Source organism: Enterococcus sp. AZ089 (assembly GCF_050547225.1).
Classification (GTDB): domain Bacteria; phylum Bacillota; class Bacilli; order Lactobacillales; family Enterococcaceae; genus Enterococcus_D; species Enterococcus_D entomosocium.
In genome coordinates this window covers 1,417,943-1,439,004 of record NZ_CP172954.1, presented here as the reverse complement: position 1 = coordinate 1,439,004, position 21,062 = coordinate 1,417,943, and the positions used below count along the sequence as shown (strand labels likewise).

Sequence of the window (21,062 nt, the reverse complement as noted above, 5' to 3'; positions counted from 1 at the left end):
CGCTTACTCATTTTGAGAAAAAAAGTGGGCCAACGAATTGGTCCACTTTATTCTCATTACTGTTATTTTACCGTAAATGAGCCGTTCATGCTAGTCTATCCAGCAGTTAAATTTTATCTACTTGCTCAAAATCAAGTTCTGTACTGGTTTCACGACCGAACATATCGATGTTCACTTTTAGTTTTTGTTTTTCTTCATCGATTTCTGCTACTTGTCCTTCTAGACCAGAAAACGCACCTTCGATGATTTTGACGGTTTCGCCAATTTCGACTTCCAGTTCAACTGTCCGAGTACTCATACCGATCGAACGTAAAATTGAATTGATTTCTTCTTGTAATAAAGGCGCTGGCTTGCTTCCTGCACCATGAGAGCCAACGAAACCTGTTACCCCAGGAGTATTACGTACAACGTACCAAGATTCATCCGTCATGACCATTTCAACTAATACATAGCCAGGAAATGTTTTATGAACGATTTCTTTGGTTTTGCCGTTTTTTTCTTCTGTTTCTACTTCTTCGGGAACGACGACACGGAAAATATAATCACCCATCCCCATGCTTTGTGCACGTGACTCTAGGTTCGCTTTTACTTTGTTTTCATAGCCAGAATACGTATGCAGTACATACCAATTTTTTTCAAAAGATTCCATTTTTTTCGGACTCCCCATCTTTTTTGTAAAATAAAAAAACCTCAGCTGCACCGAAGTTTTTCCTCAAAGCGATTATAGCACGATTTGTGATAAATGACTAGCGCTATCAGTAAGAAGTGTTACTTTAGGATCCAATTGAAGACCGTTTGAATCAGTGTGTCCATCACAAAGAACATCAATGCAAAAATAATGGTTGTTTGAATCACCACAAATGTATCTTTGCGTAATTGTTTTTTTGATGGCCAAGAAACGTTTTTCATTTCTTCAACAACATTTTTCAAAAATTTCATTCGATTCCCTCCTTACTTCGTTTCACGATGCAAAGTATATTGATTGCAATACTTGCAAAATTTGTTGATTTCAAGGCGTTCGCCTTTTTTACCTTCACTGACTGATTTTGAATAGTTGCGGGATCCGCAGACAGAACAAGCCAAAGCAGCTTTTTTCGTTGCCATCTTAGTGTCCTCCCCCTTTTTATAAAGTTTTCCAACACTAAAAATACCATTTATTTAAGATTGTGTCAATTTTTGATTTTCTGTCGTATAAATATAGTTTCTGCTGATTTTGTGGTATGATAATGGTGTTAAATGGGTATTTGGGAGGGAAAATTATGTTATTAAAAACAATGGTTTACAAAAAACGCGATTTAACAACGGTAAAGGAAACAGCTACCTTAGAAGAAGCGCTGGCAATTTTAGAAGAGTCTGGTTATCGTTGTGTGCCTATCCTAGATGAATCAGGAAAGATTTTTAGAGGAAATATTTATAAAATGCACATCTATCGCCATAAAGCAAATGGCGGTGACATGACTTTACCCGTCACCTATCTGCTAAAAAATGCGACGAAGTTCATTTATGTCAACTCTTCATTTTTTAAGGTTTTCTTTACAATCAAAGAGTTGCCTTATATTGCGGTACTAGATGAAAACAATCAATTTTACGGCATCTTGACTCATAGTTCCTTATTGAATATGTTGTCACAATCATGGAGCGTCGAACAAGGAAGCTATGTGTTGACGATCGCATCAACAGGTCAACAAGGCGACTTAGCGGTTATCTCAAAAATAATCGCAAAATACAGCAGTATCGCTAGCTGTATCACTCTCGACATCGGTAAAGACGAATTTATTCGTCGTACGATGATCACTTTACCAGCAAACACATCAAAAGAATTATGCGACAAGATCGTTGCGCAACTAGAAGCGAAAAACTTCAAAGTTGTGGAGATCGAAGACTTAAAAGCAGAATAAAATAAAAGATCATTCCTTCATTTCTTAGGAATGATCTTTTTTCTTGTTTTTTGAGAACCATCAAAGCAAAAAACAAGCTTTTTTTACACGCGCTTATCGAAGCGAACGGCACGATTGATGATATACATCACCGGTGCCGTAATCGTCATTACAATAAATTCACTCAATGCCGTTGTTGCAAATGTTGGCCAGAAAGGCAATGCTAAGGTGATATTTAGCATAATCGCAATCAGGAACATACTTAATGAAAAAACAATGGTATTAAATGCCAGTCTTACGAAAACATTTGGAATCTTCTTATATACCAATGCAGTTGCTCCTAAAGCCAAGAAGCTTCCGAAACCGCCGAATACGACATCCAAGATCCCCATTCCAAAGAACATGTTATACACTACAACCCCGCCAACGACACCCCACATCAATTTTCTGTTGAAAACGACCAAGTGATTCAATCCTTCAGATATCCTAAATTGAATCGCTCCTGAGGCAACGGGTGAGACTAGAACCGTTACAGCAACATAAAGTGCCATAATGATCCCATTGGCTGCGACGACACGCAAACGTTGATTGGTTAGATTTGTTGATTTTTCCATTTGATCCCTACTTTCTCCGAGTTTTGATTACGCGGGATGGTTGATGAACCGCGGTGCACTTCGCACAAGTACTTATTATACACAAAAATCGATGTATATCAATGATAAACCAAACTTTTACTCATTGAATCAATTCGAAGTCAAGTAACAAAAGTTTTTTTAAATGGATTGTTTGAATCAGTATTAATGCCATTTTCCATTTTGTATTACTTCAAACTCGAAGTTGAAAAATTCTTAGCATCAAACTAGCTATTCAACTACTGATAGAAGGTGCATCTTGACTTACGAAGAAAAATCAGTGTTCGTTTTTCTGAGAATCGAAACGAATGACCGCCTGCAATGTGGTATAATCTAATTCGTTGAAATTTATTTTGGAAGGATGTCATGATTGAACTTATTTGGATTGACCTTTGGCTTAAGAAATGTAAAAACGGGAATCAGTGTATTCCTATGTATTTTGATCAGTTTTCTTTTGAATCGAGAAACCTACGTCGTATCGACGATCACAGCTGTTTTCACATTAAGAGAAGATCATGAAAACACCGTCAAATACGGGAAACATCGGATTGCAGGTAATAGCTTTGGCGCAATTGCCTCCGTGTTTTGTATAGCAATTTTTAACTTTTTCGGACATTCGTCCTTTATACAAATGATTGCGATCCCTTTAGTGATCATGTTGATGATCGCTTTACTGGTCAAATTTGATTATTCCGAGGGAACAGTTGGTGCTTGTGCCACACTATTGACGATTTTATTTATGATTCCTCAAACTGAATCTTACTTGTATGCTTTTAATCGGATTGTTGATAGTTTCATCGGCATGACGATTGCAATATTGGTGAACCGCTTTTTTCCATTTCCGAATAAAAGTACCGCAGGGACGAAGACGACAACAAATGAGAGTGATTCATTTTAAAAATGAAAAAGAAAAAAAACCATCTCAAAACAGCTTTGAGATGGTTTTTTAAGAATGGATCAGTTACTGAAAAGAACTTGTTGGTCTTCAATTAATGGATAAGAAATCGGTACATTACCTTCCAAATCTTCTTTATTCATATCAACTGCAACGATTTGACTATTTTCATACGTACGATAGTAATAGATTCCTTTATCTGTATTGCAGCAAGAAGAATAAATCGTGTACTCATAGCGCTCATTGCCTATGTCACAAAGTCCTTTTTGTTGCTCAACCGAACCTAAAATATGGAAGAACTGACTAATGCTTTCGAATTCAGATTCTCCAGAAACGGAATTTAATCGGGTAAAAGCTACTTTGACAAAGCGAGACATCGAAGAAAGATCTCCTGGCAGACCTAAGCCTCCCATTCCACGACTATATTCATCAAAATCCAGCTTGTCAGAAAAATGGGTTTCCGGAGTTTTCGATGATAACACACGGTAGTTATTCAAATTGAACAATTGATAGTCAAATGGCGGATTATTTGTCAAAACTCCCACCGGATTTTCATGAATATGAAGGCCATCACTCATACTTTCCACAACGATGGCACTTTTTTTATCAGCAATCATCCAATGCAAAGGCGATAGAGGCAAATCTTCACTAAAATTGATCCGAACGAGATTGACATTGGCTAATAGCCCTTTTACCTCTTCGACAGTAGCGCATTGTCCTAAGAGCCATGGGATGAACTCAAAAGGCGTAACATTCTCTTTTCCTTCTTGAAATTCATTGTAGACAGCATTTTCTGGAAAATTCAATCCAGCGATACCTAAACCTTTTTCATTGACCGCATCATAATACAGTGGATACTCAGCGACACCAGCAGCAATCCCAATCATTGCGTAATGGTGATCTATTTCACTTACTTTGCGAAATTTGAATGGATAATTTCTCGGAGTAATGGTCACTACTTCTTTATAAGAAACATCATAATCAAAATTTCTGCCAAAATAATGATCTTTCGTTACATAAGTTAACGCAGTACACATAATACTTCCTCCTAAAATAAGTTTTTTTACACTTCTAATTTACTCCTATCGCTTTTTTTTAACAAGGAAAAAGCAATAAATAATAATAAAAATACAATTAAATGATTTAAAATCATTTTAATGTACCATATAAAGAAAGATGAATCTAGTTGGACTTTCCATGGCTATCCTTACCTTCTCACAGATTCATTTTGTTTACAACTCCTTCAGAAGAGCTTATCATGATCGGCGATGATCAAAATTTTCTCCTTTCTCCTTTATCTTTTATTTAAACTATTTAAATTTATCTAAAAGACAACTACCAAATCATGTAAGCGATTGCTAAAAGAGAAAAATGTGCTATACTATAAGTGTAAGGAGCAAGGATTCCCAGTAAAGCAGACGAAGCAGGTTCTGCAAGAAAAGAATTGTTGTCAACTTAGAATTAAAGACAAAGGATGTGGGAATTTGAGTTACTCCTTACTAATTGAATAGGATTCGGCGATGGGCATCATTACCTGAGGATCAAAGTGGACATAAGAACCTTTGAAAACCCAGAAAGCACAATCGTCGAATCTATTTTTTTGCTCTTTTTTCAGGCATCGTCTCCCCGCCTTCTGTCGAAACATGCTATAATTAACCGCATTGAACGAAAAAACGATATGGAGCTATTCATAAAATGAACTATTATTATCACTTCCTCGTAAACCCTGCTTCAGGTAGTGGACGAGGAAAAAAAGCGGCGGAACGTGTGCAAAGAATCGTAAAAAAACATCGTTTCCCCCATCAAATCTACCTAACCAAATCACCCGGCGACGAACGGAACATCACCAGAAAACTCTTAAAAGAACGCCTTTTGCCTTGGGATGATGTCTATTTAGAAAATGGCGAGATGCTTTATCCATTATTGGTGGTTATCGGCGGTGATGGAACGCTGCACCAAGTAGTATCAGAGTTACAACTTGAACAACAACAAATTCCCGTTGCTTACATCCCCGCTGGCTCGGGAAACGATTTTGCGCGAAGTATCGATCTGCCACGAGAGCCGGAAAAAGCGTTTTGGAAAATTGCCGGTACTACTAAGCCCCAAGAATTGGCCATTATCCGCTATGAAGAGCAGATCCAAGAGGAAAACGGCATCGCTCTTAATAATGTGGGTATTGGTCTTGATGCGGCAATCGTCTATACCACCAATCACTCTGTGGCAAAAAGCAGTCTTAATAAGTTCAACCTCGGCTCCTTTTCCTATATCGCTGCAATTATCCGCGTTTTGTTTCTTCAAAGAGGTTTTCCGATCTTAGTCGAGTGTAATGGGCAACAATTCAGTTATAAAAAAGCTTTTTTGTGCACCACGACCAATCATCCTTACTTTGGCGGCGGTGTTGCAATCGCCCCAACCGCTTCAGTCAGAGAGAAAAAGTTTGATTTCGTACTCGTTGAGCGTGTGTCGATTTTCAAGATTTTCTGGCTGATCGGTTTACTGATGCGTAAGAAACACATGAATTCACGCTACTTTCATCATCTCTCCACGTCGAAGCTGAGAATTATCTCTACCGTGCCCCAACATGGACAAGAAGATGGCGAAGAAATGGGCCAACGTCCCTTTGATATTACCTTTACTACTGCCAATCAATTATTTTGGTGCCCATAAAGAAAACGATACAAATCAGCAACGATTTGTATCGTTTTTTTCTGTGTACCTGTTAGTTTTTCGCTGAGTTGTACTGCCAACGAGGACTGCCTTCTTTTCCCAAAACAAAATGAATCATTGAAAATACTGCTGCAAATGCAACCAAGACAAAGCCATTGAACCAAAACGATTCAGTAAACCCTTGATTGTACGTGAGGGTCTCGCTAATCAAGGTATTGTTTTGAACAAACCAATACGTTGGTGTAAACGCCGCGATTTTATTGACGATATCTGGCAGGAAATTAGCTGATACAAAGACACCACCGATAAAACAGCTGCCGGTTATAAAGATATTGCTGATCCCGCCGATTGCTTCTGAATTTTTCACCAGGGAAGTGACACACGCCGAGAAGCTGATGACTGGTAATAAAAACAAGAACGTGTTCAAAATGTGGTACCAAGCTGCTGTATCCCAAGACGTGCGGATCACTAATAACACCATCAGTAATAAAAAGCCGAAAGTTAAGAGCAGCGAATAACTGATCAAGCTTAACAGGATTTTCCGCTGTAAGACACGTTTAGCAAGAGGGGCGCTCTGGTTTCGCTTGCTGATTGCTTTGCGATTAAAGGCCATATTGATCACGCCAAACCCGCTAAATATTGATAGAAAGAGACCATATGACAATAAGTTAAAGGTCATGCCTGTTAACATTTTTTTCATTCGTTGACTATATTCTGTACTGAGTTCAACTTGCCCAGTGACGGCTAACGCTGTTTGTGCTTGTTCTATCGCCTCACTAACTGTTTTACCTTCTTCTTTAAAAAGCAAAAGCGTCTGTAAGTACGTGTTCACTTGCTGGGTGACAATGGTTTTAGAGAAAGCATCTGGCCGGCTTTGAATCTCGATTGCTGGCATCTGGCCGGCCTCCACCTGTTCCGTGAAATCTACTGATAAATGCAAGACGATGTTTATGCGATTAAAATAAAGGGCATCATCAATTTCTTTTTGTGAGGTACCCTCCAAAGTGACCAAGGTCTGCTTCTCCTTCAAGTAGTCCCGAAGACCGTCAACGACTGGCGACTCCTCTTCACTGATCAAAGCAATGTTGGCTTCTTGTAAAGAGGTGTTTTCGACGTCGATGCTTTGTGCATAAAAGAATGTAACTCCCACAGTGATCAGTACTCCAATTAGTAAGTTCGACTTATTGGCCTTCAGTAAAGTCCAAATCGTTTTATAAAGCGTCATAGCGCACCCCTCTTTCGATCCAAGTATTTCCAATTGCGAAAAGGACGATAAAGCCAGTCAACCATAAAAGATTGGTATAAAAGCTAGCCAGATCTGTATAGTAGTATAATTGATAGAGACTTTCACTGATCAAATTGACGAGATTTATTTGCCCCAGTATCGGCACATGTAGATCAAGCCAATACTTGATTTGTTCCGAGCCCATCATCCCGGCAAAAAAGCTCATCGCCATCGTCACGGAAATCAAAATGCCATCCTTTTGCACCAGATTCATTTTTGGCGTCAGATTTCCAATCAATGTTCCTAGCAAAATCGCACACAATGATCCCAATGCGGCAACCAGTAGTAGCCACTGCCATCGTTCACCAAAGTCTACTTGATAGACAAAACGAAAAACCGCTAAAATAATGTAGACTTCTACTAACACAATCGTAAAACTCGCCGCTAAATTCGCACTTGAAACCAATGTGCGTTTTCTTGGTATCAAGGAAAGCCGAATCCCATTCGCGGATTGATTGGCTTGCTGATCCTGAACATTGCGAACACCCCACATCGTCCCATAGAGGATCGCCATCCCAATCAAAGTAAAGAAATAAAAACTTTTAACACTCATGTCACGATCAGCATTCACTTCTTGAAAAGTCGCTTCCTGTTCAAACGCGGCCATAATTGGTGCAAGATCAAGCGTTTCAAGTTCTGCTGCTTTACTAGAAATAATCGCTGTACGTTGTAAAAATTGATCCATTACATTTTTCATCAACGTCTGACTCATGCCCGCTTGCCCCACATGGAGTGAAATCGTTTCGTCAGCTATCAGATAAAACCCAGCTAAATCACCCGCATTCAGCTCTTCAACTGCCTCTGCTTCTGATAGTTCCTTAAGATCAAATAATGGTTTTTCATTGATTTCCACTTGTTCAAGGACCGCGGAAAAATTTTCCGAAAGCGCTGATTGATCCCCGTTTTTTACGATTCCCGTCGTGATTGTCTCTAAATTTCCTGCTTGATCGATCTCCCCAAAGGCCGCCATAAACATTAGGCCTAAGAGAATGGGAAACGCCAACGTCCAAAACAGCATGGATTTATTTCGCAACAGCACTTTTGTGCGATATTTGTAAAAATGCCAAAACATGTTTTCCCCTCCTTTAGTCTCTCAATTCCTTGCCCGTGATCTCTAAAAAGACATCATTTAAGGTCGCTTCTTTGGTTGCAATTTTTCCGTAACTGATTTTCTCTGCTTGTAAGAGCGTCAAAATGGGGAGCAAGACCGTATTGAGTTCCGTCGTTGTTACTTGGAGCTGTCCCTCTTTATAAACGATCCCGTCAGCAGTAATGGTGGTTTGAATTGTAGCCAATACATGGTCTGGCAGTAAGGGGATGTCGATGGTCAAACGATCTGCCGTGCGTACCATGTCTTTCAGAGATTCCTTGGTCCCTTTGGCAATCACCTGTCCCTGATCCATAATCACGATCTGGTCACAAAGAATTTCCACTTCTTCCATGTAATGGGTCGTATAAACGATCGTTGCTCCTTGGCGATTCAGCTCTTTGATGCTTTCCAAAATTTTATTACGACTTTGGGGATCGACGGCGACTGTTGGTTCATCTAAAAAAATCAAGCGTGGCTTATGAGCGATCCCACAGGCAATATTCAACCGTCGTTTCAAGCCACCACTCAGCTCACCTGGATGGAAAGTCACGAAATTTTCCAATCCCACTAATTGTATGACTTCTTCGATCAATGCTTGCCGTTTCTCTTTGTCAGCAACATATAAACCACAAAAATAATCGATATTTTCTTGTACACTTAGTTCTTCAAAGACGGCAACATCTTGAGGAACGACGCCGATCATTGCTTTAACGGCATAGTTTTCAGGGGTCATGGTTGATCCAAACAGTTTAATGGTGCCTTTGTCATAATTTAGCAAAGAGAGCATACAATTGATAGCAGTCGATTTCCCACTACCGTTTGGTCCCAATAATCCTAAAACTTCCCCTTCTTGTACTTGCAGATCAAAATGATTCAATGCCACAAAATCACCATAGCGTTTAACTAATTTATCAATTTCAATAATCATGATGAAAAACTCCTTCCAAATTTCTTGTTAATCTGACTATAATAAAGTTTAAGAAAAGAAACTAGTGACGATTGACCAAAACAACCATGACATTTGTCACAATGAAGGAGTCTGCCATGTCCAAATCTCGACTACTCAGCGAAGCTGGCTTTCTACTCGCTATCTCATTGCTTCTATTGGTAAATCAAGGATTTGTTGCCGTACAAGTCATTTTTTTGCTGATCGCTATTTTCTTCACTGGTGTCAGTTATTTATTGCCTAGGAAAGCAAGCTGGTTTTTTCAAGTTATTCTATTGCTTCTATGTACTTTTTGGCCAGAGCTTGCCCTCTTTCTGCCTGCAATGATGCGGGTGATCGCTCCTGAAGAAAGAAAAGATGACATTCTATCTTTATTAGGATTTTTATTGATCGCAACAGTTGGCAATCAATCCCCCTCCAAGATCGCCTTTGTCATCCTTTTGTTGCTTTTTGCTTTTTACTTACGTAAAAAAGAACAGCGAATGTCTGCTCTTGAGAAAAAGTACATCGCTTCAAAAGATACTCATTGGGAAAAACAGCAGCAATTATCGCATCAAAACAAAGTACTAGCCTTATCACAAGAAACAAAATTGGCCTTACAAATTGCCGAAGAACGAAATCGAATCGCGCGAGATATCCATGACAATGTTGGCCATCTGCTGTCGAGTGCCATTTTGCAGATTGGCGCACTTGAAATGATCAATCAAGAACCAAAACTGAATGAGCCCTTAGCAAATTTGAGTGCTACGGTTCACACTGGGATGGATCGTATCCGCCAAAGCGTTCATGATCTCCATGAGACATCGATTACTTTCCAACAGTCCTTAGAGTTTCTGATTGCTGATTTTCCATCTTCAGTCACGATTGAAGGAACCTTATTTGAAGGATTGAACGAAGCCCAGCAAAATTGTTTCTTAATGGTGATCAAAGAAGCCTTGACCAACAGCATCAAACACAGTCATGCCAAAACCGTTGTCTTGCATTTTCGGACACTGCCTGCTTTTTTCCGCTTGCAAATCACCAATGATGGCATCCGCGGATCTCAAATTGCTAAAACTGGAATCGGTCTGAAAACGATGCGTCAACGGGTCCAAGAACAACAAGGACAAGTTCATATCTTACAAGAAAACCAACGCTTTCAGTTGACGATCATTTTACCAAAGGAGGAACACCAATGATTACTGTAGTTATTATTGACGATGATCCGTTTGTGACGACCTCGTTGCAAACCATTTTAGAAAGCACAGAAGAAATTCGTGTATTAGGCATCGGTCATTGTGCCAAAGACGCCATTGACCTCTATGAAACTCATCGTCCTGACGTTTTGCTGACGGACATCCGCATGCCGGAACAAACTGGGATCGATGCTGCCAAAGAAATACTGGCTAAATTTCCCCACGCGATCCTTTTGCTATTGACTACCTTCAAAGATGAAGAATACATTCGAGAAGCCTTTTCCATCGGTGTGAAAGGTTATTTGATCAAACAGAATTTACAGGCAATCATCCCTTCTGTCAAAGCCTCTTATAATGGCCAAGTTGTCTTTGGGAATGAAATCGTTGAGACCTTCACACAGCTAATGAAGAACGAACCATCAATTGACAATCAAGCTTCCTTTAGCGAACGTGAATTTGCGATCATCAAAGAAGTAGCAGCGGGTAAAAACAATAAAGAAATCGCCGATGCCTTGTATTTGAGTGATGGAACCGTTCGTAATTACATCAGCCAATTACTAGAAAAGCTGGGGTTACGGGATCGCACGCAATTAGCAATCTATTTTTATCAGCATTTACAGTGAGTCTCGTTAGACACAAAAAACCTGAAGAAATGCGCCTTTGCATTCTTCAGGTTTCTTTCTATTCGATTATTCAACAGTTGGTTTCTTCTTGGTATAAAATCATGGATTTCCAGGACTGCCAGGATTCGTTGGGTTATTTGGTGTGTTAGGCGGGAAAATCGGCGCCTTATCTAACGTTTTTTCTAATCCTGATTCTTCCCGTTCGCCTCGTTCTGCATCAGGGCTTTCATCTAATTTAAATTCTTTTTCCATCTCATCCAATTTCTTAAAGTCGTTGCCAGATTCTTTTGCGAGTTTTGCTAATTTGTCTTCGGTTTCTTTCGCCATAATGTAACGCCTCCTTTTGATTTCAGCTTAGCATAAGAAGCTGAAAAACCAAAAGAAAGCGCTCACTAACAACCCATTTTTAGCATTTTCTCATCGTTATAATCCCTCGTTTTTTACGGGCATAAAGTCGTACGGAGAACAGTCCTTCATCCCAATCATTGGATCTACTAAATGCTTTTTGACCATCGTTAAGGTCAGCACACCATCGTTTTGCGTTTCTTCGATGAGTGCTTCTTCCCCCGTAGTCCCTTCACTTAGGACCTTATCCCCTGACAGAGGCTTGGCCGTTTCTGTCTGATTTGGTGCCGACGGCTCAGGCTCGGCAAAAGCAAACAAGTCCAACCCACTATCTGGTGACTTTTCTGTCGCTTGCTGGTTAGCAGTAGCTTCAGTGCTGGGATTTTCCTTTGGCTTCGAAGCTACCATTTTTGCCTTCGTGTTCTCAGAGGAATCATTATAAAACGGATCATCGGCTTCCTCAAACTGAGCCAATTTCGCCCGTTGCAGCGGCGTCATTTCTTCCGTGCCATTGATACGTTCTTTTAATGTCGTTAAGCGAGTGGCAGATTCGTGACTGACACAGGTTTGGTAGGCTTGCGGTTCACCAAGTAAAATCAGCATCTCTTTGCTGCGAGTCACAGCGGTATATAGCAAATTGCGCTGCAGCATACGCTGGTATTGATGAACCATCGGCAAAATAACCATTTGAAATTCACTACCTTGGGATTTATGGATCGAACAACAGTAGGATAATGTGATCTTGTTCCATTCATTACGCTTATAGGTCACTTCATTGGCATCAAATTGAATGACCAGTTCGTCAACCTTGTCTTCCGACTGTTTGGCTAGAGTGATCCCAACGATTTGGCCCATATCGCCATTAAACACGTTATCTTCAGGAGAGTTTACCAACTGCAAGACCTTATCGCCGATACGATACACCGTATCATTGAAGGTGACCTCTTTTTTGGTTCCATCGTTGGGGTTAAAAATCTCTTGCATCATTTTATTCAGAGCATCGATCCCAGCTGCCCCACGATACATCGGCGCCAACACTTGAATATCTTGCGGCGTATAACCTTTGTCTTTCGCCCGTTTCACGATCTGAGCGATCAACGGTTCGATCTTGTACGCATCACAAGCAAAGAAAGAACGATCTTTTTGGTTTTGTGTAAAATCAGCAGGCAGCTGCCCGTTTTTGATGGCGTGGGCCAGTGGAATAATACTTGATCCATCTCCTTGACGATAGATTTCCGTCAATTCTTGTTTCGGAATCGCATCGATCGCTAGCAAATCATGAAGGACTTGTCCTGGTCCCACAGAAGGAAGCTGATCTTTATCCCCCACAAAAATCACTTGCATGTTTGTAGGGATCGACTTAAAGAGCGTATTCGCCAACCACGTATCGACCATTGACATCTCATCGACGATCAGTAAACCGCCTTCTAACTCTTTGGGACTAATCGATGGTGCTTTTTCACGGCCATTCAATCCTAACAAACGATGGATCGTACCACTTGGCAAACCAGTCGTTTCGTTCATCCGTTTGGCGGCTCGACCAGTCGGTGCTGCCAAGAGAATCGGAAAGGTTTCGTCGCTGTATTTTGATGGTTCTAAGTCCAAATCGTTCAACTCAGCAAATAATTGTACGATCCCATTGATCACTGTTGTTTTCCCAGTACCTGGGCCACCTGTCAAAATAAACAATGGCGATCGGATTGCTTCTTTGATCGCTTCTTCTTGCGAGGAACCATAGGTGATGCCTAAGTGCTTTTCTATTTTACGTAACGTTTTACTGATTTTTTTCTCAGGATAGACGATTTCTTTTTTGCGGGAAAGCAAGCGTTCGATGGAACTGGCAATTCCCCATTCAGAAAAGTACAAACTATTTTCATATAAACGGGTTTCTTCTTGTTGGATCTTTCCTTCTTCCACTAGATGAATGATCGTTGATGCCAAATCGTCAGGCGCAATCTCAATGGGGCGGCTCGTTTCTAATAGGCGCAGTGTCTGCTCTAACAAATCTTGGGCGTGGATAAAGGTATTGCCCGTCTGCAAGGACTGGGCGAAGATTTGATGCAAGACCGCCGCTCGAAACCGTTGCGGTGACGAAGCTTCGATCCCCAGCTGTTCAGCGATGCCATCTGCGCGTTTAAAGCCAATGCCTTCAATGTCTTCCACCAGCTGATATGGATTCTCCTCAATAATGGATAGCGCCTCATTTTTGTAGGCTTGATAGATAGCAAAAGATAGCTGGCTACCAAAGCCATAGCGACTCAAGCCAACGATTACTTGATCCATCCCATGGTTTTGCCGAACGGTATCTAAAATCATTTTTTGCTTACTTTCATTTAACCCTGGAATCTGCTCCAACAATGCCGGTTCTTCCAGCATCCGGTCGATCGCTTCTTCTCCTAAAAGATCAACGATTTTTTCAGCGGTCTTCTTGCCGATCCCAGGAAATTTTTCTCCAGAAAGGTAGGCGATCAACCCTTGTTCAGAGGTCGGTTGTTCTTGTTGGTAGCTTTCGGCCTTCAACTGGACGCCATACTTGGGATGATTGACCAGCTCACCAAAAAACCGATACTTTTCCTCTTCTTGGATTTCGCCGAAACTACCAGTAACGACGATCTCCGAGTCTTTGTAGTCGGCATTATTCTCAGTGACTTTAACTAATAGTACTTTATAAAAATTGCTGGGATTCTGGAAAAAGATGGCGGCAACATGGCCGACAAAAAACGTTCTTTCTGGAATCATGGTGCCGCTCCTTTCATGGTTTACAATAAAGCGTCTAATCCTGCCTGATTGCTTAAAAAGCTTGCTTCATTCCAAACTTTTAGTTCAAAAGGCAATACTTTTTGTTCATTCGTCTCTAATAAGCTAACGCTGTTATTGACTAATCCACCTTGCTCTCTTAATTCGGCTAATGGTTTGCCTGCAAGCCACTGGATAGCAGTCGTAAAGGATGCCCCATGACCGACGAACAATAATGGGCCTTCATGCTGCATCACCGCATCCATGACGACGGTCTCGATCCGGCTCAATGTTTCTTGGATCGGCTCTCCCTTAAAGGCACTGGGATCGTAGCGATCAAGATGATTACGCAGATCAGTCAATTGTTGAGGATACTTCTCATGCATTTCATCGATAGAACGTCCTTCTAATTCACCAAGTCCGATCTCACGCAGGTTCTCATTATAAATAATTTCAACAGGGTGATGGAGCCTTGTTTGGATCTCTTGGGCAGTTACTTTTGCTCGTAAAGACGTGCTTGAATAAATCTTCTCAAAAGGAATAGCAGCCAGATGATCACCGAGCAGTTTGATCTCTTCATGACTTTCCGGCAATAACGGTGAATCCCCTAGCATCCCTTGAAAGCGGCGCGCTTGGTTCCACTCTGTTTTTCCGTGACGGGTAAAGTATAATTGCATCGAACAAGCCTCGTTTCTTAATCTAGTTTGTCGTTCTCATAATGGTGTGTCAATTCCAGCTGTGGGAAGCCTTGCTGCCGCAAAACTTCATAAATGATCAAAGCAGCCGTATTTGATAGATTTAGGGAACGAACATGCTCATCATTCATCGGAATGCGTAGGCATTTTTCGGCATGCTCACGCATAAAGCTTTCCGGAAGCCCCGTCGTTTCTTTCCCAAAAATAAAGAACTGATCATCATCCGCGGTATAATCGACGTCAGAATACACGCGATTGGCAAATTTCGAGATCAGGTACAACGGACGCTCTCCTAAAAAGTCCATAAAAGTAGCCAAATCTTTGTGATAGGTGATATTGACATCATGCCAATAATCAAGTCCTGCCCGCTTCAATTGCTTGTCATCCGTTGAAAAGCCTAGTGGCTCTATTAAGTGTAAATGAGTATTTGTTGCTGCACAAGTACGTGCAATGTTCCCCGTATTGGCCGGGATCTGAGGTTCAAAAAGAACGATGTGATTCATAGATAAAAACTCCTTTCGATCGGATATTGCCGATCGGTTCTCGCATTGATTTGTGTCTCTGTATCTTGCGTTTTACAATTGATTCTCAATAGCTTCTTCAATAACTTCTATAGTACCATATTTTGGCACGCTTGTTTTTTGAAAAAGACATTTTTTAAGTTGAATTTTGGGCATAAAAAAAAACGTACCAACTCGGTGTCGATCACTGCGAGTCGTTACGTTAGTGAAGCTCTTTTCACTAACTTTTATCAGAACAGGAACCTGATAAAAACCAATGAAAAATGACTTGAGAACAATATATCACTCCCATGGCATGATTGCAAGAGTAAATAACAAAAAAGTTCAAAATATTTTCAGGAAATTTTCGCAATCAACACCTCAACATCAACAGTTATCTGTGCCAAAGGGGTTTGACGCAGCTTTTCTTTCCTTTCCTCCGAAGCCCCCCACTCTAACGGCGACATGGCAAGTAAATCTTGCCGATTTTCTTCAGGAATCGCAAAAACATGCGTTACTCTTTGACGGGATGCGGTGGGATAGTGTTCAAAAAATTTGCTAACGACCCGTTCATTCGAATACTGCTGTTTTGTTTCGTCATCAGGATAAAAAGCGGCTCGTAGTTCTTTTAAATAATCCGCTGCTGGGACGACTTTGATCAACTGGCCACCCTTTTTTAGAATGCGGTTGAACTCCCCGTAATTTGACGGTGAAAACAGATTGAAAATCGTATCAAAGCTCGCTTCAGCAAACGGTAACTTAGTCAGATCCGCCACACACCAAAAAGCGGGTACGTTTTGATTGGTAGCTAGATAGACCCCGTCTTTGGCTATATCAAAACCGACAGCCGCTTGGGTCTTTTCATTGACCATCTGTGCAAGGAAACTGCCTTCACCGCAACCGACATCTAAAAGATACTCAGCATCCCCCAAAGCTGCTTTGATGGTCTCAAGGACTGGTGCATACATGCCGCTAGCGATCATACGTTGACGCGGCAAAAACAGTGCTTGATCATAATCTGCTTTAACTTGATGATCCAAAAAGAAAAGTGTGCCTTTCTTTGATAAGTCAAATCGATGACGATTTGGACAAACCAAGCCATTTTCGGTCGGGAAAAATGCTTGGCGGCACAACGGACATTCAAATAAGTGATAATGGGCGTTTAAAAAAAGGCGCCCGCGATCGATTTTTTTTAACATTCAACTTCCCTCATCTCTGCTCTACTTTAGCATATTCTTGTGGTAGAATGCTAGTGGATAGAATAACAAATCAATTGAACACCCATCTATTGGAGGTAAATCATGTTAAAAGAATTTTGTGCAGAAAATTATACCAATATTCCCTTAGCAATCGCCCGAGGTGCCCAACGCATCGAACTCTGTGATAATTTAGCAGTCGGCGGAACAACACCAAGTACCGGCGTGCAAGAAGAAGTCCTGCAATATGCTGGCGAAAAAGGAATACCCGTTATGACGATCATTCGACCTCGGGGCGGTGATTTTGTTTACAATGATACAGAATTGAAAATCATGCATACCGACTTGATCGAAGCAAAAAAATTAGGAACAGACGGCGTTGTTCTAGGTTGCTTAACTCCTAGCGGCTGGTTAGACGAAGAAGCATTGGAGCTATTGTTAGAAACCGCAGAAGGCTTGCAGGTTACTTTTCACATGGCCTTCGACGCGATTCCTGCAGCGCGCCAATTTAAAGCGATCGATTGGTTAGCTGAGCATGGCGTACAGCGGATTTTGACCCATGGTGGTGCTGCAGGGACTCCGATTGAAGACAACTTCGATCATCTGAAAGAATTGATCGCCTATGCTGGTGAGCGTTTAACGATTTTACCTGGCGGTGGCATTTCCTTTGAAAATGCCCAACAAGTTGCTGATACATTAGGTGTAAAAGAAGTTCATGGAACCAGAATCGTCGACTTTAATGATTGAGCTTGCGTGACACAAAAGAATCACGCAAAGAAATCCCCACAAACGATGAGAACGCATCGTTTGTGGGGATTCTTTTTAGATGGCTTGCAGTAAGTCGTATTGTGATTGATACAAATGGTGGTACAAGCCTTTTTGTGCCATTAGCTGATCATGGTTACCCGATTCAGCGATCGTGCCCCCTGCCACGTAAAAGATTCGATCAGAATTTTTGATCGTGGACAGCCGGTGAGCAATGATAAAAGAGGTTCTGCCTTCTAACAGCTTCAACAATCCTTCTTGCAGCAATTCTTCTGTCTTCGTATCGATACTTGAGGTCGCTTCATCTAAGATCAAAATTTTTGGATCAGCCAACAACGCTCGGGCAAAGGAAATCAGTTGTCGTTGCCCTGCAGATAAAGTGCTTCCTCGTTCTTCGACGACGGTTTGATAGCCGTCTTTCAACTCCGTGATAAAGTCGTGAGCACGGACGATTTTCGCTGCTTCGATGATCTCTTCTTCTGTCGCATCTAATTTTCCATAGCGAATATTCTCTATGATCGTTCCTGAGAAAATAAAGGTATCTTGCAGCATGACCCCCATTTGTGAACGCAGCGATTCCAGCGTCACGTCACGAACGTCCATCCCATCTACTTTAACACTGCCTTCATTGACATCATAAAAGCGGCTCAGCAAATTGATGATCGTGGTTTTCCCAGCACCAGTAGGGCCAACCAAGGCAATGCTTTCCCCGGGTTCGATGTGGAAGTTGACATCAGAAAGAATGTTTTTGCCTTCTTCGTATCGGAAGGTCACGTGTTCAAAATCAACGGTTCCTTTCATCGTCGGCAATACTTTTGCATCTGGTTTGTCTTCGATATCTGGCACTTCATCCATCGTTTCAAAAATCCGTTCAAGATAGGCTGTTGCTGTAATCAAAGAATTATAAAAATTCCCGATATTGATGACTGGATTCCAAAAATTATTGATATAACTGATAAAAGCGATCAACGTACCTGTGCTGACATCGACACCGATTTGGCGAATGCCGACAAAATAAATCAAGCAAGTCGTAATGACTGAAATGTTTTGCACCCCAGGCCACATGAGAAACTGAATTTTGACAGCTTTCATCCAGGAAGTCCGATAATCATTGCTGACTTCTTGGAAAATCTCTGCATTTTCTTCTTCCCGTGCGAAGGATTGGGTAATCTTGATGCCGGCAATACTTTCATGAATGTAAGCATTTAAATTGGACTGTTTATTACTCAACTCCTGATAGGCTTTGCGCTGGTTATTTTTGATTACCATCACCATGATGAACAAAATTGGCAGCAACGCAAGGGAATATAGGGTCAATTTGAAGTCGATCGCAAACATAAAGATCAAGGTGATGATGACGTTGAAAACATCGGAAATCAAATTGATCAGGCCATTACTCAACAGGTCACTCAGTGTATTGATGTAGTTTACGATGCGGATCAAGATCTTGCCATGGGGCCTTGTATCAAAATAAGAAAACGGCAGCCGCTGCAGATGTTCAAAAATATCAAAGCGCATATCCTTCAAAACATCTTGCCCAATATTCGTGATATGGTAAATACGATAACGCATGCAGACGCCAATAACGATCAAGGTCACTAAAAAGGCAGCTCCTAAAAGCAGCAATTGATTGACATTTTTTTCAGGAATCGATGAGTCGATGGCGATCTTCGTGAAAACGGGCGCCAGCATTCCTGCTAAGTTTGCCAGGATGATCGTAAATAGTACTTTTCCAATACTTTTTTTATACGGTACGACGTATTGGGACAAACGCTTGAAATCCTTCCAGCTAAATTCCTGGTCTAATTCCTCATCGACATCAAATTTATTTCTCGCCATCGTCTTCACCTCCTGACAAGCCTAATTGTTTTTGATACACTTCATAGTATTTTCCTCGCAGTTTGACGAGTTCTTCGTGGGTGCCTTGTTCAACGACCCGACCTTTTTCCATCATCAAAATCTGATCGGCTTCTCGAACAGAGGAGATCCGATGGGCAATGATGAACGTCGTTTTCTCTCCTGTTAATTTTGTCAGCTCTTGTTGGATCTTCGATTCTGTCTCCATATCGACGGCAGACGTCGTGTCATCCAAAATCAAGATCGATGGATCTTTGGCTAAGGCCCGCGCAAGAGAGATCCGTTGTTTTTGTCCGCCAGAAAGTCCGACGCCTCGTTCACCGACAATCGTCTCGTAGCCTTGAGGCATTCGAGAAATAAAGGTATCTGCATCGGCGACTACCGCCATTTGGCGAATAAAGCCTTCATCTGCTAAAGGATTTCCAAAGGCAATATTGTCAGAGATGGTATTAGAAAACAAGAAGACATCTTGCATCACCATTGAAATGTTTTCCCGCATTTGGCGCACAGGATACTCTTTGGCATTTTTTCCATCAATCAATACTTCCCCTTCAGTCGGGTCATAAAAACGTCCGACTAAATTCACCAAGGTCGTTTTTCCTGAGCCGGTTTCGCCTAAGATCCCTAACGTTTGTCCCGGCCCAATCTTGAAGTTGATGTTTTCCAGTACATTTTGCTCTGGATCATCTGAAAAGTGGAACGAAACATCTTTAAATTCCACAAATCCTTTGATCGGTTCTAATTTTTCTTGTTGGTGAACCGGTATTTTCGATTCTTGTGCCAGCATTTGTCGAATTTTGATACAGGCCGCAGAAAATCGCTGAACATCGTTGATCAACCAGCCGCTCATACGCATGGGGTTGTTCAACATCCATAGATAGCCATTAAACGCAACAAGATCTCCTAAGGTCATGTCCCCATTGATTACGAAAATTCCGCCTAAGACTAAGGCAATGACTGACAAACTTCCTGCTAAGCCATCAAGCCAGGGCAGATAAGTGCGGGAAACTTTGGCAGATGCCATGTTGCGGGTCTTAAAATCTTCGTTGTAGGAGCGAAATTTTTCGATCTCAAAATTTTCACGAGCAAAAGCTTTCACCACCCGATTGCCGCCAATATTTTCTTCTACCATTGAATTCAAGCGCGAAAAGCTCTCACGAATGTCAAAAAACAGTGGGTGTGCTTTTTTAGACATGCGGTTGGTCAACAGAAAAATGATCGGTGTGACAGCCACCAGTGCCAGCATCAATTTCCAATCAATAAAGCTCATCACAACCACCGCTGAAAAGAACCATAAGATACATTCAGCGATATTATAGGTCACCCAAGAAACAAAGTGGCGAATAGCATCGGTATCCCCGGTCATTCGTGCCATAATATCTCCCACACGAGTGTGATTGAAAAAGTCAAAATCCAATTCCTGCAGTTTCTGATACAAGTCTTCCCGTAAATCGTATAGCGTATTTTGTCCGACCCGTTCAAATAAAATTTGATAACTATAGCGGACAATGGTGCGAATGACGGTCGTTGCGATCATGATCAACAGTAATGGAATCAATAAGTGCGTTTTTTGCTGATTGATGACATCATCGATCACCATTCCTCCCAAGTACGGATTAACAATGATCAGCGCTGCATTGATCACTAAAAACAGGATCGCCAATATGATTTTTCCGCGGTTCTTTTTGGCATAGCGCCAGATCCATTGTGTATTACTCATCTAATTCCCCCTCTCGTTGTTAAGCTTAGCGTTTTGAAAAGCGATTTGAATGGTTTTT

The 21,062-nt window shown here is 41.3% G+C and carries 21 protein-coding genes; 6 read left to right on the top strand and 15 right to left on the bottom strand.

The window, feature by feature from the left end; all coding sequences use genetic code 11:
* Positions 1-106: 106 nt before the first annotated feature.
* The 3 genes from nusG to rpmG all read right to left on the bottom strand — a co-directional run bounded on the left by nusG (position 107) and on the right by rpmG (position 1,104).
* On the bottom strand, positions 107-649 hold the full coding sequence (gene nusG / locus IGJ01_RS06740) for a transcription termination/antitermination protein NusG (protein WP_005229769.1): 543 nt from the start codon (positions 647-649) through the stop codon (positions 107-109).
* Positions 650-768: 119 nt separating this feature from the next.
* On the bottom strand, positions 769-939 hold the full coding sequence (gene secE, locus IGJ01_RS06735; protein WP_005229766.1) for a preprotein translocase subunit SecE: 171 nt from the start codon (positions 937-939) through the stop codon (positions 769-771).
* A gap of 12 nt (positions 940-951) precedes the next feature.
* Positions 952-1,104 (bottom strand): 50S ribosomal protein L33, encoded by a 153-nt coding sequence (rpmG, locus tag IGJ01_RS06730; RefSeq protein WP_005229764.1) that lies wholly within the window; start codon positions 1,102-1,104, stop codon positions 952-954.
* A gap of 155 nt (positions 1,105-1,259) precedes the next feature.
* On the opposite strand from rpmG, the gene cbpA reads away from it, so the two are divergent.
* A complete protein-coding gene (gene cbpA, locus IGJ01_RS06725; protein WP_008379786.1) occupies positions 1,260-1,898 on the top strand; it encodes a cyclic di-AMP binding protein CbpA in 639 nt (212 codons plus the stop codon).
* 83 nt (positions 1,899-1,981) lie between these two features.
* Here cbpA and IGJ01_RS06720 read toward each other — a convergent pair whose 3' ends face one another.
* Positions 1,982-2,491, bottom strand: coding sequence for a QueT transporter family protein (locus IGJ01_RS06720; RefSeq protein ID WP_008379785.1), 510 nt, complete (start codon positions 2,489-2,491; stop codon positions 1,982-1,984).
* 388 nt (positions 2,492-2,879) lie between these two features.
* Between IGJ01_RS06720 and IGJ01_RS06715 the strand changes: the two genes are divergently transcribed.
* Complete coding sequence (locus IGJ01_RS06715; RefSeq protein ID WP_077452495.1) at positions 2,880-3,407, top strand: FUSC family protein; 528 nt, start codon at positions 2,880-2,882, stop codon at positions 3,405-3,407.
* 59 nt (positions 3,408-3,466) lie between these two features.
* Here the strand turns inward: IGJ01_RS06715 and bsh are convergent, their stop codons facing one another.
* Complete coding sequence (bsh, locus tag IGJ01_RS06710) at positions 3,467-4,441, bottom strand: choloylglycine hydrolase (RefSeq protein WP_430601548.1); 975 nt, start codon at positions 4,439-4,441, stop codon at positions 3,467-3,469.
* A 658-nt stretch (positions 4,442-5,099) separates the two neighbouring features.
* On the opposite strand from bsh, the gene IGJ01_RS06705 reads away from it, so the two are divergent.
* Complete coding sequence (locus IGJ01_RS06705; RefSeq protein WP_008379780.1) at positions 5,100-6,071, top strand: diacylglycerol/lipid kinase family protein; 972 nt, start codon at positions 5,100-5,102, stop codon at positions 6,069-6,071.
* A 52-nt stretch (positions 6,072-6,123) separates the two neighbouring features.
* Here the strand turns inward: IGJ01_RS06705 and IGJ01_RS06700 are convergent, their stop codons facing one another.
* The 3 genes from IGJ01_RS06700 to IGJ01_RS06690 are packed head-to-tail and all read right to left on the bottom strand — an operon-like array spanning position 6,124 to position 9,374.
* Positions 6,124-7,296: an ABC transporter permease gene (locus IGJ01_RS06700; RefSeq protein WP_430601547.1), complete on the bottom strand. Its 1,173-nt coding sequence runs from the start codon at positions 7,294-7,296 to the stop codon at positions 6,124-6,126.
* Positions 7,283-8,428 carry an ABC transporter permease gene (locus IGJ01_RS06695; RefSeq protein WP_034878640.1) on the bottom strand — a complete coding sequence of 382 codons (1,146 nt, stop codon included), beginning with the start codon at positions 8,426-8,428 and terminating at the stop codon, positions 7,283-7,285. The genes IGJ01_RS06700 and IGJ01_RS06695 overlap by 14 nt, the downstream gene beginning before the upstream one ends.
* Before the next feature lie 13 nt (positions 8,429-8,441).
* The gene (locus tag IGJ01_RS06690; protein ID WP_005236700.1) at positions 8,442-9,374 is read right to left on the bottom strand and encodes an ABC transporter ATP-binding protein; all 933 of its coding nucleotides are present in this window, start codon (positions 9,372-9,374) and stop codon (positions 8,442-8,444) included.
* A gap of 86 nt (positions 9,375-9,460) precedes the next feature.
* On the opposite strand from IGJ01_RS06690, the gene IGJ01_RS06685 reads away from it, so the two are divergent.
* Both IGJ01_RS06685 and IGJ01_RS06680 read left to right on the top strand, forming a co-directional pair.
* The gene (locus tag IGJ01_RS06685; protein ID WP_430601546.1) at positions 9,461-10,570 is read left to right on the top strand and encodes a sensor histidine kinase; all 1,110 of its coding nucleotides are present in this window, start codon (positions 9,461-9,463) and stop codon (positions 10,568-10,570) included.
* Positions 10,567-11,190: a response regulator transcription factor gene (locus tag IGJ01_RS06680; RefSeq protein WP_008379771.1), complete on the top strand. Its 624-nt coding sequence runs from the start codon at positions 10,567-10,569 to the stop codon at positions 11,188-11,190. Before IGJ01_RS06685 ends, IGJ01_RS06680 begins: the two co-directional genes overlap by 4 nt.
* Positions 11,191-11,289: 99 nt before the next feature.
* On the opposite strand, the gene IGJ01_RS06675 is transcribed toward IGJ01_RS06680, so the two are convergent.
* The 5 genes from IGJ01_RS06675 to IGJ01_RS06655 all read right to left on the bottom strand — a co-directional run bounded on the left by IGJ01_RS06675 (position 11,290) and on the right by IGJ01_RS06655 (position 16,665).
* The gene (locus IGJ01_RS06675) at positions 11,290-11,517 is read right to left on the bottom strand and encodes a hypothetical protein (RefSeq protein WP_005236708.1); all 228 of its coding nucleotides are present in this window, start codon (positions 11,515-11,517) and stop codon (positions 11,290-11,292) included.
* A 96-nt stretch (positions 11,518-11,613) separates the two neighbouring features.
* Positions 11,614-14,274: an SF1B family DNA helicase RecD2 gene (gene recD2, locus IGJ01_RS06670; protein WP_430601545.1), complete on the bottom strand. Its 2,661-nt coding sequence runs from the start codon at positions 14,272-14,274 to the stop codon at positions 11,614-11,616.
* A 20-nt stretch (positions 14,275-14,294) separates the two neighbouring features.
* The gene (locus IGJ01_RS06665) at positions 14,295-14,948 is read right to left on the bottom strand and encodes a histidine phosphatase family protein (RefSeq protein ID WP_430601544.1); all 654 of its coding nucleotides are present in this window, start codon (positions 14,946-14,948) and stop codon (positions 14,295-14,297) included.
* A gap of 17 nt (positions 14,949-14,965) precedes the next feature.
* Positions 14,966-15,469: a tRNA (uridine(34)/cytosine(34)/5-carboxymethylaminomethyluridine(34)-2'-O)-methyltransferase TrmL gene (gene trmL, locus IGJ01_RS06660; RefSeq protein WP_008379765.1), complete on the bottom strand. Its 504-nt coding sequence runs from the start codon at positions 15,467-15,469 to the stop codon at positions 14,966-14,968.
* Between the two features lie 353 nt (positions 15,470-15,822).
* Positions 15,823-16,665, bottom strand: coding sequence for a methyltransferase domain-containing protein (locus IGJ01_RS06655; RefSeq protein WP_016613256.1), 843 nt, complete (start codon positions 16,663-16,665; stop codon positions 15,823-15,825).
* A gap of 102 nt (positions 16,666-16,767) precedes the next feature.
* Here IGJ01_RS06655 and IGJ01_RS06650 point away from each other — a divergent pair, with 102 nt between their 5' ends.
* The gene (locus IGJ01_RS06650; protein WP_086332246.1) at positions 16,768-17,409 is read left to right on the top strand and encodes a copper homeostasis protein CutC; all 642 of its coding nucleotides are present in this window, start codon (positions 16,768-16,770) and stop codon (positions 17,407-17,409) included.
* A 75-nt stretch (positions 17,410-17,484) separates the two neighbouring features.
* Here IGJ01_RS06650 and IGJ01_RS06645 read toward each other — a convergent pair whose 3' ends face one another.
* Both IGJ01_RS06645 and IGJ01_RS06640 read right to left on the bottom strand, forming a co-directional pair.
* Positions 17,485-19,266: an ABC transporter ATP-binding protein gene (locus tag IGJ01_RS06645; protein ID WP_016621320.1), complete on the bottom strand. Its 1,782-nt coding sequence runs from the start codon at positions 19,264-19,266 to the stop codon at positions 17,485-17,487.
* A complete protein-coding gene (locus IGJ01_RS06640; protein WP_077452510.1) occupies positions 19,253-21,004 on the bottom strand; it encodes an ABC transporter ATP-binding protein in 1,752 nt (583 codons plus the stop codon). The genes IGJ01_RS06645 and IGJ01_RS06640 overlap by 14 nt, the downstream gene beginning before the upstream one ends.
* Positions 21,005-21,062 lie beyond the last annotated feature (58 nt).